Below are 12945 nucleotides of genomic sequence, written 5' to 3' on the forward strand. Positions count from 1 at the left end.
AAGTTCACGAGAAGCAATCCCCGGCCGCGGGGTCAGAACGACCGCTGATCGGCTACCGGTCAGAAGTAGTCGAGCAGTTGGGCCGACCCCGCGGCGGCGAGCAGGTCGAGCGCGGCCGGATCGACGGCCGGGCTGTGGTGCAGCAGCCCGGCCTGCGCGACCGCGCGCGCCGGTGCGGCTCCGGCGTAGAGCAGGGCGAAACCGCGGACGTCCAGCCGCAGGTCGGTCTCGCCGCTGACCCGGGTCAGCTCGGCGGCGCCGTCGGCGACGGTCAACCGCCAGGTGCCGGTGTTCCACGCGGCGAGCGGGTCGGTGAGGCCGAAGTCGACGACACCCCGGACGTGGGCGGGCCACCCGCGCGCGCTCACCGCGCGGGCGACGTCGACAGGTCGGTGCATCCACAGGTCCCGCTCGTGGTCGCGGGCCGACTCCAGCGGCAGGACGGTGCTGACGGCGTCGCCGTCGAGCGGGCACAGCCGCAGCGTCGGCGCGACGCTGGCCCAACTGCCGAGCACCCCGACGAGCTCCCGGGCGGCCTCGGCGGTGACGGCCAGGGCCTCGTCGACGGTGAGCACCGAGTCCGCGCCGTAGCCCCGGCCCCGCTGCCAGGTGGCGTAGCCGACCAGGTCGCCGTCGTCCTCGACGAGGGTGAGACCGTCGCCGGGCAGGCCCCGGTCGGCGGCGAGGAAGTCGAACAGCTCACCCCGGCGGGTCAGCATGCCGTTGCGGCACCGGGCGACCCGTTCGTAGAGGTCGGCGACGGCGGGCAGGTCGGCAGGTGTGCCGGCCCGCACGATCAGGTCCGGGGAGGGCCGGTGCCGCGGCAGCGCGGCGGTGGCCAGATCGACGGTACGCAGCACACCGGCGGCCTCCCAGCCGCAGGCCCGGTACGGGGCGGCGACGGTCGGATAGAGGGCGCTGACCGCCGCCCCTCGTTCGTGGGCGCCGCGCAGCAGAGCGGTGAGCAGGGCACGGCCCACGCCTCGGCCCCGGGCCTCGGGGGCGACGGCCACCCCGGCGACGTCGGCGGCCGACACCGCCCGGCCGGACCACCACTGGTCGTGATGCAGGTCGACGGCCTTGCCGACGAGCCGGCCGCTGTCGTCGAACGCGCCGTGGCGGGTCATGCCGGGCACGACGACGGTGGTGCTGGCGTGTCGCTCCGCGGTGGAGCCGAACGCGATCCGTCCCAACTCCCAGGCGGCGTCGAGGTCGTCGGTGCTGAGTTCACGGACGTGCACGGCGTCGGGCATCGGCACACCCTAGCGGCGCCGGAAGAATCCTGACCGCCATTTTCCCCGCGGGTGCGAGACCGGCCAAGCTGATTCGGCACGCGATCTTGCACTTTCTGCGGCGACGTAAGGGGCATTTCACGCATCTCGGCAACAGAAAGTGCAAGATCGACGCGATCCCGCTCGCCCCGGCGGTCAGTGCTGGGGGATGTTGGCCACGCCGATGCGCTTGCGGAACACCCAGTAGGTCCACCCCTGGTACGCCAGCACGACCGGCGTGAAGATCACCGCCACCCAGGTCATGATCTTCAGGGTGTACGGGGTGGAGGCGGCGTTGGTGGCCGTGAGCGTGCCGGCCGCGTCCAGGGTGGACGGGAGCACGTTCGGGAACAGCGCCGCGAACAGGGTCGCCACGGCCAGGCCGATCGCCACGGCGGTGCCGGTGAACGCCCAGCCCTCCCGGCGTACCCGGGCGGCGGCCAGCGCGCCGAGCAGGGCGAGGGCCGCGCCGACGGCGAGCACGACGGCCGCCGCGCTGGAGCGGATGCTCAGCGTCCAGGTCAGGAAGGCGACCGCGAGCACGGCGGCGGCGACGCCTACGCGTACCGCGAGCGTTCCTGCGCGCTCGCGAATGTCGCCGGTGGTCTTCAGGGCGAGGAACACCGCGCCGTGGGTGAGGAACAGGGCGAGGGTGGTCGCGCCACCGAGCAGGGCGTACGGGTTGAGCAGGTCCACGAGGCCACCGACGTACTCGTGGTCGGCGTCCAGCGGCACACCGCGCAGGATGTTGGCGAAGGCGACGCCCCACAGGATCGCCGGTAGCAGCGAGCCGACCACGATCGCGGTGTCCCAGCGGCGTTTCCAGGACGCCTCGGGGCGCTTGTGCCGGTATTCGAAGGCGACTCCCCGGGCGATCAGGGCCAGCAGGATCAGCAGCAGCGGCAGGTAGAAGCCGGAGAACAGGGTGGCGTACCACTCGGGGAACGCGGCGAACATGGCCCCGCCGGCGGTGATCAGCCAGACCTCGTTGCCGTCCCAGACCGGGCCGATGGTGTTGATCAGGACGCGGCGCTCGCGGTCGTCGCGGCCCAGGACGGGCAGCAGCATGCCGACGCCGAAGTCGAAGCCTTCCAGGATGAAGTACCCGGTGAACAGCACGGCGACGAGGAGAAACCAGATGGTGGTCAGTTCCACGATGGGCTCCGGGATCAGTAGGCGAAGGCGAGCGGGCGCTCGGCGTCGTCGGTGTCGTCGGTGGGGGGTTGTTCGGTGACGTCGGGTACGCCGGCCTTGGCGTAGCGCAGCAGCAGCTTCACCTCGATCACGGCGAGGGTGGCGTAGATCAGCGTGAAGGCGGTGAACGAGGTGAGCACCTCGGCCAGGGACACGCTGCGCGACACCCCGTTGCGGGTGAGCATCTCGCCGAAGACGATCCACGGCTGGCGACCCATCTCGGTGAAGATCCAGCCGAAGGAGTTGGCCAGCAGTGGCAGCACCGGCATGGCCAGCCCGGCGCGCAGCAGCCACCTGCTGCTGGGGGTGCGGCCCTTGCGCTGGCTCCACAGGACCAGCAGGGCGATCGCGCCGGCGGCCAACCCGAAGGTGATCATGAAGCGGAAGCTCCAGTAGGTGACCGGGATGATCGGGGTGTAGCTGCCCGCGCCGTACTGGGTGGCGTACTGGGCCTGCAGGTCGTCGATGCCACGTACGGTGCCGTGCGGGTCGCCGGTGCCCAGGAACGACAGCAGGTACGGGATCTTGAGGGCGAACACCTCGCGGCTGCCGTCGAGGCTGCCGATGGTGAGCACGGAGAACGAGGCGGGGCTCTCGGTGGTGTAGAGGCCCTCGGCGGCGGCCATCTTCATCGGCTGCACGTCCGTCATGATCTTGCCTTGGATGTCGCCGGTGAACAGCACGGCGGCGGAGGCGACCAGGACCACCCAGGAGCCGAACTTCGTGGCGAAGCGGTACGCGTCGGTGTCGGCCGAGTCGCGGTTGCGGATCACGTGCCACAGGCCGACCGCGACGATCAGCGACCCGGCGACCAGGAACGAGCCGGCCAGGGTGTGCGGGAAGGTGATCAGGGCGACCTTGTTGGTCAGCACCGCCGGGAAGTCGGTCAGCTCGGCGCGCCCGCTGTCCGGGTTGATCCGGTAGCCGACCGGGTTCTGCATGAACGAGTTCGCCGCGAGGATGAAGTACGCGGACAGGTTCGTGCCGATCGCGGCGGCCCAGATGCTGGCCAGGTGGGCTCGCTTGGGCAGCCGGTCCCAGCCGAAGATCCACAGGCCGATGAACGTGGATTCGAGGAAGAACGCGACGAGCGCCTCGATGGCCAGGGGCGCGCCGAAGATGTCGCCGACGAAGCGGGAGTAGTCGCTCCAGTTCATGCCGAACTGGAACTCCTGCACGATGCCGGTGACCACGCCCATGGCGAAGTTGATCAGGAAGAGCTTGCCGTAGAACTTGGTGAGTTTCAGGTAGCGCTCGTTGCCGGTGCGGTGCCACATCGTCTGCAGGATGGCTACCAGCACGGACAGGCCGATGGTCAGCGGCACGAAGAGGAAGTGGTAGACGGTGGTGACACCGAACTGCCAGCGGGCAACGTCCAACGCGTCCACCTGAAACCCCCATCCATCCGTACTACGAGACGTAGTAAATACTACTGCTCGTCGTAGAGGCTCGGCTGACCCGGACCCGCCCGGCGTCCATGACCCTGATCACCCGACCCGCCCTCGTGACCCCACCGGCGCGTGCGACGATGTCGCGCTGATGGACACCACGCACTCGACCTGGCAACCCCCGCTGATCTGGCGCACGGCCCAACTGCTGGCCCGCGCCCTCGTCGGCCTGCTGGCCCGCCTCGAGGTCACCGGCGACGTCGAGGCCCACCTGCGTCGCGGCCCGCTGGTGCTGGCCGCCAACCACATCAGCCCGTTCGACCCGCTGGTGCTGGCCGCCGCCTGCCAGACCCGCGGCATCGCACCCCGGATCATGGCGACCGCCGGACTGTTCCGCGCCCCGGTGCTCGGCGCGGCCATGCGCCACGCCGGGCACATCCGCGTCGACCGGGGCACCAGCGCCGTGCACCGCGCACTCGACGACGCCACCACCGCCGTCGCCCGCGGGTCGGTGATCCTCATCTACCCCGAGGGACGCATCGGCCTGGACCCCGGCATGTGGCCCGAACGCGGCAAGACCGGCGCCGCCCGCCTCGCCCTGGCCTGCGGCGCCCCGGTCGTGCCGGTGGCCCAGTGGGGCTCCCACGAGGTGCTGCCCTACCAGGCGCCCCGAGGCATGCTGCGCGGCATCGCCCGTGCGCTGTGGCGTCGCCCGGTGCTCCGGGTGCACTTCGGCGCACCCGTCGACCTGGGCGAGAGCACCGCCGACAGCCCCGGCGCCGCCCGCCGGGCCACCAGCCGGATCATCGACGCGCTCACCGACAGCCTCGCCCCGCTGCGCCCGGACGAACCGGACCTGCCCCGCCACGTCGACCCCGGCCGCCCCACCGACACCAGCCGCGCCCACCGCCGCCGCTCGGCCTGACAGCGACTCCGAGATCAACTCGGCTTCCTGGAACCGGCGTCTCCACAGCCGCGGACCCGGCGCTTTTCAGGAAACCGAGTCGATCACCGTCCGTGCCCGTAACCTGTTGCGGCGGGTCCAGGAGCGAGTCCGCCCGTAGCGCCCGCAACGAAAGGCCGACGCATGAGCGAGCAGACGGTGCTGATCACCGGCACGTCCACCGGCATCGGGTTGGAGATCGCGCTGGGCTGCGCGCGGGCCGGCTGGCGGACCGTCGCCACCATGCGCGACGTGGCCCGCGCCGACCGGCTACGCGAGGCCGCCAGCGCCGCCGGGGTCGCCGACCTGATCGACGTACGACGGCTCGACGTCACCGACGCGGACGCGGTCGACGGCTGCGTCGGGGACGTGATCGGCGCGTACGGCCGGCTCGACGCGGTCGTCAACAACGCCGGCGCCGGGCATGTGGGCACCCTGGAACAGGACACCGTCGACGACGTCCGGGCCGTCATGGAGGTCAACTTCTTCGGCGTCCTGCACGTCAGCCGCGCCGCCCTGCCCCACCTGCGGGCCAGCCGGGGACGCCTGGTCACCGCCTCCAGCGTCGGCGGGATCGTCGGGCAGCCGTTCAACGAGGCGTACTGCGCCGCGAAGTTCGCCGTCGAGGGGTACATGGAGTCCCTCGCCCCGCTCGCCGCGACCACCGGCGTACGGGTGACCCTCGTCGAGCCGGGTGCGGTGGCCAGCGAGTTCGTCGCCAACATCGGCATCGACGTCGACACCGCCAGCGCCGACGCCGGGGTGTACGGCCCGGCGCTGCGCGCGTACCTGGCCCGCACCGGGCAGGCGTTCGCCGCCGCGCAGTCCCCCGCCGACGCCGCGGCGGTGGTGGTCGCCACGCTGACCGACCCGACACCGCCGGTACGGGTGCAGACCTCCGACGGCGCCCGGCAGTTCGTCGGAGTCAAGCTCGCCGACCTCGACGGCGCCGCGGTGGCGCGGATGACCGGCGGCTGGCTGGCCTGAGCCCCCGGGGTCGGCACGACGCCGGGTCGGGCGACTGGAACAGTGATCACGTGTCGCGCCGTCGGATCATCCTTGTCGCACTGGTGCTCCTCGTCGTCTGCGGGGTCGGCTACGCCGGGCTACGCAGCGCGTACCACGACGACAAGGACCAGCGGGACCTCGCCGACCTGACCAGATCATCGCCGTGGCCCCGGGAACACCTGCTGATCCCCGACGACGTCACCCGCCCCGGCACCGTCGGCTGGGTCGATCGCGGCGGCCTCAACATCGCCTACGCACTGCGGACCGCCGACGGCCGGTCGGTGCCCGTGCTCTGGCGGCTGCGCGTGCCGCAACCCGCGACCGGGCTGCCCGAGGGCGTCGACTGCGCCGTGCCGCGGCTGCGCACCTGCACCGACCTGGGCGACGGGCGCACGCTTGTCGTGACCCACGACACCGACAACAGCGACCCGTCGATCGCGCTGTACCGCGCCGACGGAGCCACGGTGCGAGCCATCGAGGTGCAGGGACCGGACCCGGTCGGGGTCGACGACCTGAGCGCCGCGCTCACCCGGGTGCACCCGCCCACCGAGGCCGAACTGCTGGACCTGTTACGCCACGACGGCTACCAGACCGACTGGAGCTAGGGCCTGGGGGAAATCCCCCAGCGGAAGACGGCTGTCAGCCGGCTCCCGCCCGGACAACTGCGCGCCTACCGTGATCCTCCGTAGCCACCGACGACGCAAGGAGATCAGGTGACCGAGGCCCGGAACCTCACCAGGGGATCCGGACCGACGGTCGGCGTGCGGTGGCGAGGCGCCCGCGCGGCGGTCGTGGCTCCGTTCACCAAGCGTACGGCCCGTGAGCTGGCGTTCTGCCTCGCCGGGCTGCCCTTCGTCGTGGTCAACCCGGTGGCACTCTTCGTTGTCGCGGTGGACCTGAGCTGGTGGGTCAGCACCGGCGGGCGGAGCAACCCCGCCTGGACCGATGTGGTCATCGCCGTTGTCAGCGTAGGACTGCTGCTCGTGCTGCTGGTGTCGACGACGGCGGCCCGGAGGCTCGGCGCACTGCACCGCACGCTCGCGACCCGGCTGCTCGGGGTCCGGGTCGCGCCGCCGCCGGTGCGCGCCGGTCGGGCCTGGTCCGGGCTGCGCGACAGGGCCGGTTGGCGGGCCGTCGGGTACGTGCTGGCCAAGCTGCCGGCCAGCCTGATCGAGCTGTACGCCGTGTTCTTCTGGATCGGCGGCCTGGTCAACCTGAGCTACCCGCTGCTGTGGGGGGCGTTCCGAAACCACCCGCCGGGAGTCCGGCTGGACCCGGTGCCGGTGTTCACGCCGTTCGGGTTGTTCGGCGACGGCACGTTCCGCGTCGCGACCCTCGGCGGCACGTTCGCCGCCGCCGCGGCGGGCGCGGCGATGCTGCTGGCCGCGCCGTGGGTGACAAGAGCCGTCACGTCCGCCGACGCCTGGCTGATCCGAGGCCTGCTCGGGCCGGGGCGGCTGGCGCAGCGGGTCCACGAGCTGGAGCGGAGCCGGGCGTCGGCCGTGGACGACTCCGCCGCCCTGCTGCGCCGGCTGGAACGCGACCTGCACGACGGCGCGCAGATCCGGCTGGCCACGCTGGCCATGAACCTCGGCATGGCCCGCCGCAAGCTCGGCGACGGCGACGAGGTCGCGGACGCCGCCGCCGTCCGCGAGCTGGTCGACGCCGCGCTGCGCGGCGCCAAGGACGCGCTCGGCGACCTGCGCAGCCTGACCCGCGGGATCCACCCGCCGGTGCTCGACAACGGGCTGGCCGACGCCCTCGCCTCGCTGGCCGCCGACAGCGCGATCCCGGTCGAGCTGGAGATCGGCATCCCGGTCCGGCCCACCCCCGCGATCGAGAGCATCGCGTACTTCTGCGCCGCCGAACTGCTGGCCAACGCCGCCAAGCACAGCTACGCGACCACGACCGCCCTCCGGGTGGCCGGCGGGCGGGAAGCGCTGCGGCTCAGCGTCGCCGACGACGGCACCGGCGGCGCCGACCCGACCCGCGGCACTGGCCTGTTCGGGCTGGCGCAACGGGTCGCCGTGGTCGACGGCACGCTGAGCATCGCGAGCCCGCCCGGTGGCCCGACGACGATCACCGTCGAGCTTCCGCTGCGCGCATGAGGGTGCGCGTGGTGATCGCCGAGGACGCCGCCCTGTTCCGGGCGGGGCTGACCCGCCTGATCGAGGACCACGGCCACCAGGTGTGCGCCGCCGTGGGCGACGGCGACACGCTGCTCGCCGCGGTGACCGCGCATCAGCCCGACGTCGTGGTGGCCGACATCCGGATGCCGCCGACGCACACCGACGAAGGGCTGCGCGCCGCACTCGAGATCCGCCGCCAGCACCCCCGCACGGGCGTCCTGGTGCTGTCGCAGTACATCGAGACCACGTACACGGCCCGGCTCCTGCAGGGCAACGCGGCGGGCGTCGGATACCTGCTGAAGGAACGGGTGGCCGACGTCGCGGAGTTCGCCGACGCGCTGCGGCGGGTCGCCACCGGCGGCACGGCGCTCGACCCGGAGGTCGTCGGTCACCTGCTGCGCGTCAGCCGCCGCGCCGACGGGGTGGCCGCGCTGACCCCACGCGAGCGCCACGTGCTCGCGCTGATGGCGGAGGGGCGTTCCAACGCCGGCGTCGCCGACGCGCTCACGGTGACCGGCGGAACGGTGGAGAAGCACGTCGCGAGCATCTTCGACAAGCTGGGGCTACCTCCGGACGAGGCCGACAACCGCCGTGTCCTCGCGGTCCTGCGCCACCTGAGTCCGTAGGTCCGCGCCGGCCCCGCTGTCCGCCGGGTGCCGGGGGTAATCCCCCACGTCGAATCGGGGGTTCTCCGGTTGGTGCGGACATCGAGGCTCTTCGTAGCGTTTGGGCACAAATGTTGTCCCTGAAGGGAGCCTTCGGATGAGCGTGGTTGTCGCAGGACGGAAGGCCGTGCGCCGGCACGGCGTCGTGGCGGCCGCGACCGTGGCCGCAGTGCTGGCCGCCACGGTCGGCCCGGCGGCCGGGTCAGCCGCGCCGCCCACCCCGGATCACCGGTTGACGGCCACGGTGCTCACGCGCGGCCTCGACGACCTGCACGGCCTGGGCGTGTCCGGGACGCAGGGCCTGGTCCGCGACGAGGGCCGGGTGACCGCGGCGCGCAGCGGCGTGGCCGACCTGAACACCGGCGCGCCGACGCCTGTCGACGGGTACTTCCGGATCGGCAGCACCACGAAGACGTTCGTGTCGGTGGTGGTGCTCCAACTCGTCGGCGAGGGCCGGATCCGGCTGGACGACCCGATCGAACGCTGGCTGCCCGGCGTCGTCACCGGCAACGGCAACGACGGCCGGTACGTCAGCGTTCGCCAGCTCCTGCAGCACACCAGCGGCCTCTACGACCCCACCGGCGACCTCGCCGCCCTGCGGTCGGCCGACGAGTTCCGGACGCACCGCTTCGACCACCACACCGAGGCGCAGCAGGTGGCGACCGCGATGCGGCACTCGCCGCTGTTCGCCGCCGGCACCGGTTGGAGCTACTCGAACACCAACTACCTGCTGGCCGGGATGCTCGTCGAGCGCGTCACCGGGCATCGGTGGCACACCGAGGTGCGCTCCCGGATCCTGCTGCCGCTGCGCCTGACCCACACGTTCTACCCGGGTGACCAACCGACCCTGCCCCAGCCGCACGCCAACGGGTACCGGCAGTTCGCGCCCGGCGGGCCGCTGGTCGACACGACCGTGTTCAATCCGACGGTGACGGCCTCGGCGGGCGGCCTGGTCAGCACCCCCACCGACCTGGCCCGCTTCTGGCAGGCGGTCGGCCGCGGCCAGCTCCTGCGACCCGCGCAACTGGCCGAACTGCACCGCACCGTGCTGGCCGACGGGTTCCAGGGCATCCGGGCGGGCATCCGGTACGGGCTGGGGATCATGTGGATACCCAACCGGTGCGGTGGCGCCTGGGCGCACGTCGGTTCCATGCCCGGGATGAGCACCCTCGCCGCGGTCAGCCCGGACGGGCGCCGCGCGACGGTCCTGTACCTGGCCACCGAGCTGGCCGACCCGGGTCCGGCGGTGGCGGTCATCCAGCGGCAGATGACCCTGCTGGACGACCTGATCTGCGGCTGACGGCCAGCGCGGCGGCGCGAGCGGGCGACAGACGCCGGCCGGCCACCCGCCGGCCATCAACCGGGGGCATACTGCCTCGCGTGTTGACCCGATTCGGCTACCTGGACGCGCCCGCGCCGCTGGCGTTCGCCCACCGTGGCGGTGCCGCCGAGGGCGACGAGAACACCGCCGAGGCGTTCGCCCGCGCCGTCGGGCTCGGCTACCGGTACGTGGAGACCGACGTGCACGCCACCGCCGACGGCGTGGCGGTGATCTTCCACGACCCGACGTTGCGACGGGTCACCGGTGAGGCGGGGCGCATCGCCGAGCTGAGCTGGGCCGACCTCGCTTCGGTACGCGTCGGCGGCGCGGCCGTCGTACCCCGGCTCGACGAGGTACTGGGCGCCTGGCCGCAGGTCCGCTTCAACATCGATGTGAAGGCCGACGGCGGCGTCGCGCCGACGGTCGCGACGGTGACCCGGGCCGGCGCCGCCGACCGGGTGCTGCTCGCGTCGTTCAGCGACGCCCGCCTGACCCGGCTGCGCGCGCTCACGCAGGGACGGGTCGCCACCAGCCTCGGCATGCGGGGGGTCGCCCGGCTGCGGCTCGCCTCCCTGCACGGACGCCCGCTGCGGTTGCCTCCGTCGGTGGTCGCCGCGCAGGTGCCGCCGCGCTACGGGCGGGTGCCGGTGGTGGACCGCCGGTTCCTCAACTACTGCCACCGGATCGGCCTGCAGGTGCACGTCTGGACGATCGACCAACCCGACCAGATGCACGACTTACTGGATCTCGGTGTGGATGGCATCATGACCGATCACGTCGGCGTGCTGCGCGACGTCTACCGCAGCCGCGGCCACTGGGCCGCCTGAACCCGTCGAAGGACCCCCGGATGGCCGAGACCGTGACCCCCACGGTGGATGACACCCCGCCCCCGGCGAGCACCCGCCGCGAGCGCAGGGGCTGGTACATCTACGACTGGGCCAACTCCGCGTTCCAGACCACGGTGATCACCGTGTTCCTCGGTCCGTTCCTGACCACCGTCGCCGAGTTGGCCGCCGGCTGCGAGTTGGGCGCGGACACCTGCGACGGGTACGTGCACCCGCTGGGAATTCGGGTCGCGCCCGGGTCCTTCTACCCGTACCTGATCTCGCTGTCGGTGCTCCTCACCGTGTTCGTGCTGCCGGTCATCGGGGCGATCGCCGATCGGTCGGCGCACAAGAAGCGGCTGCTCGGCGGGGCCGCGTTCACCGGCGCCGGCGCCACCATCGCGATGGCCTTCGTCACCGGTGACCGCTACCTGCTCGGCGGGGCGCTGTTCCTGGTCGCGAACATCTCCTTCGGCGCGGCGATCGTGGTCTACAACTCGTTCCTGCCGCAGCTCGGCGGCCCCGACGAACGCGACGGCATCTCCAGTCGCGGCTGGGCGCTGGGCTACCTCGGCGGTGGTCTGCTGCTGGCGCTCAACCTCGTCGCGATCACCCTGCTCGACGAGGGCGACAACCCGCAACGCACCCTGGACCTGGCCCGCTGGTCGATCGTGTCCGCCGGCGTGTGGTGGGCGGTGTTCACCCTGGTCCCGCTGCGCTGGCTGCGTGAGCGCCCCAGCGTTGCGGCCCTGACCGGCGGCGGCAACGTGCTCATCGACGGGTTCCGGCAGCTCGGCCGCACCATGCGCGAGATCAAGGCGTACCCGTTGACGTTGTTCTTCCTGCTCGCCTTCCTGGTCTACAACGACGGCATCCAGACCGCCATCACCCTGGCCAGCCAGTACGGCACCGAGGAGTTGCGCCTGGAGCAGAGCACCCTGATCATCACGATCCTGCTGGTGCAGTTCCTCGCCTTCGGCGGCGCGCTGAGCATGGGCGCGCTGGCCAGGCGCATCGGCGCGTGGAAGACCGTGCTGCTCAGCCTGGTGCTCTGGACCGGTGTGATCATCGCCGCGTTTCGGCTGCCCGCCGAGGCGCCGGTGCCGTTCATGATCCTCGGTGCGGGCATCGGCCTGGTCCTCGGCGGCAGCCAGGCGTTGAGCCGGTCACTGTTCAGCCAGCTCATCCCGGCCGGCAAGGAGGGCGAGTACTACGGCTTCTACGAGATCAGCGACAAGGGCACCAGCTGGCTCGGCCCGCTCGCCTTCGGTCTGGTGTTCCAACTCACCGCCTCCTACCGGTTGGGCCTGGTCTCAATGCTGATCTTCTTCGTGGTCGGCTTCCTGCTCCTGGCCGCCGTGCCGATCCGCCGCGCCATCGTCGCCGCCGGCAACACCCCACCCCGGGTGCTCTGAGCACGCGTCCCGCGCGCGGCAGATCAGCCTCGGCCGATCGGCTAGGCTGCCCGACCGTGACAGACGACGCCGCCACCGCTCCGACCTGCCTGGCTCACCCGTTCCCCGGCCAGCCGCACGCCCCGGCCGGGTGCGCGGCCGCGCGCGGGCTCGACGGGCGTCCGGTGCACGCCGCGGCGTTGAAGTTCTTCTGGGGGCCGATGGACTGCGGCAAGTCGACGATGGCGTTGCAGATGAACTACAACCACGCCCGGCAGGGCCGCCGAGGGCTGGTCACCACCCGCATCGACAGGTCGTTGGGGCCGCAGGTCACCACCCGCATCGGCCTGGCCCACGAGGCCATCGAGGTCACCGACGACCTGGACCTGCGGGCCCTGGTGCGCGGCCGGTGGGCCGACGGGGTACGCGTCGACTACCTGATCTGCGACGAGGCGTGCTTCTACACCGTCGAGCACGTCGAGCAGATGGCCGAGTTGGTCGACAGCTACGACGTCGACGTGTTCGCGTTCGGCCTGGCCACCGACTTCCGGTCCTGCCTGTTCCCCGCCGCGCAACGCCTCTTCGAGTTGGCCGACGAGGTGGCCCGCATCCAGGTCGAGGTGCTCTGCTGGTGCGGCCGGGAGGGGCTGCTCAACGCCCGCGTCGCCGATGGGCGGGTGGTCCGCGAGGGCGCGCAGGTCGTCATCGGCGACACCGTCGACACCGCCGAGGTGCGCTACCAGGTGCTCTGCCGCCGGCACTACCGCAGCGGCGACCTCGGCCCCCGCGACTGAGACACCGGCCGCAC

General features: G+C 72.3%; 12 protein-coding genes. 9 read left to right on the forward strand and 3 right to left on the reverse strand.

The features are described 5' to 3' along the window. Positions 1 to 59: 59 nt before the first annotated feature. The 3 genes from ACLQ29_RS27710 to ACLQ29_RS27720 form a co-directional block, all read right to left on the reverse strand. Entirely contained in the window at positions 60 to 1253 is a 1194-nt protein-coding gene (locus ACLQ29_RS27710) for a GNAT family N-acetyltransferase (protein ID WP_425774368.1), read from the reverse strand. A 174-nt stretch (positions 1254 to 1427) separates the two neighbouring features. After that, positions 1428 to 2426 (reverse strand): cytochrome d ubiquinol oxidase subunit II, encoded by a 999-nt coding sequence (cydB, locus tag ACLQ29_RS27715; RefSeq protein ID WP_425774369.1) that lies wholly within the window; start codon positions 2424 to 2426, stop codon positions 1428 to 1430. Positions 2427 to 2440: 14 nt separating this feature from the next. Beyond that, positions 2441 to 3853 carry a cytochrome ubiquinol oxidase subunit I gene (locus ACLQ29_RS27720; RefSeq protein ID WP_425774370.1) on the reverse strand — a complete coding sequence of 471 codons (1413 nt, stop codon included), beginning with the start codon at positions 3851 to 3853 and terminating at the stop codon, positions 2441 to 2443. Positions 3854 to 4004: 151 nt separating this feature from the next. On the opposite strand from ACLQ29_RS27720, the gene ACLQ29_RS27725 reads away from it, so the two are divergent. The 9 genes from ACLQ29_RS27725 to ACLQ29_RS27765 all read left to right on the forward strand — a co-directional run bounded on the left by ACLQ29_RS27725 (position 4005) and on the right by ACLQ29_RS27765 (position 12931). Beyond that, positions 4005 to 4778: a lysophospholipid acyltransferase family protein gene (locus ACLQ29_RS27725; RefSeq protein ID WP_425774371.1), complete on the forward strand. Its 774-nt coding sequence runs from the start codon at positions 4005 to 4007 to the stop codon at positions 4776 to 4778. A gap of 162 nt (positions 4779 to 4940) precedes the next feature. After that, complete coding sequence (locus tag ACLQ29_RS27730) at positions 4941 to 5783, forward strand: SDR family NAD(P)-dependent oxidoreductase (RefSeq protein ID WP_425774372.1); 843 nt, start codon at positions 4941 to 4943, stop codon at positions 5781 to 5783. A gap of 50 nt (positions 5784 to 5833) precedes the next feature. Continuing rightward, positions 5834 to 6409, forward strand: a complete 576-nt coding sequence (locus ACLQ29_RS27735; protein WP_425774373.1) for a hypothetical protein — start codon at positions 5834 to 5836, stop codon at positions 6407 to 6409. 108 nt (positions 6410 to 6517) lie between these two features. Next, positions 6518 to 7912: a sensor domain-containing protein gene (locus tag ACLQ29_RS27740; protein WP_425774374.1), complete on the forward strand. Its 1395-nt coding sequence runs from the start codon at positions 6518 to 6520 to the stop codon at positions 7910 to 7912. Between the two features lie 2 nt (positions 7913 to 7914). Then, positions 7915 to 8559: a response regulator transcription factor gene (locus ACLQ29_RS27745; protein ID WP_425774479.1), complete on the forward strand. Its 645-nt coding sequence runs from the start codon at positions 7915 to 7917 to the stop codon at positions 8557 to 8559. Between the two features lie 136 nt (positions 8560 to 8695). Next, positions 8696 to 9898: a serine hydrolase domain-containing protein gene (locus ACLQ29_RS27750; RefSeq protein ID WP_425774375.1), complete on the forward strand. Its 1203-nt coding sequence runs from the start codon at positions 8696 to 8698 to the stop codon at positions 9896 to 9898. Between the two features lie 80 nt (positions 9899 to 9978). Further along, positions 9979 to 10746 carry a glycerophosphodiester phosphodiesterase gene (locus ACLQ29_RS27755; protein WP_425774376.1) on the forward strand — a complete coding sequence of 256 codons (768 nt, stop codon included), beginning with the start codon at positions 9979 to 9981 and terminating at the stop codon, positions 10744 to 10746. Positions 10747 to 10766: 20 nt separating this feature from the next. Further along, a complete protein-coding gene (locus ACLQ29_RS27760; RefSeq protein ID WP_425774377.1) occupies positions 10767 to 12158 on the forward strand; it encodes an MFS transporter in 1392 nt (463 codons plus the stop codon). A 56-nt stretch (positions 12159 to 12214) separates the two neighbouring features. Beyond that, positions 12215 to 12931, forward strand: coding sequence for a thymidine kinase (locus tag ACLQ29_RS27765; RefSeq protein ID WP_425774378.1), 717 nt, complete (start codon positions 12215 to 12217; stop codon positions 12929 to 12931). Positions 12932 to 12945: the final 14 nt, after the last annotated feature.

Origin of the sequence: Micromonospora sp. DT228, from assembly GCF_049841595.1 — a bacterium.
Classification (GTDB): Bacteria; Actinomycetota; Actinomycetes; order Mycobacteriales; family Micromonosporaceae; genus Micromonospora.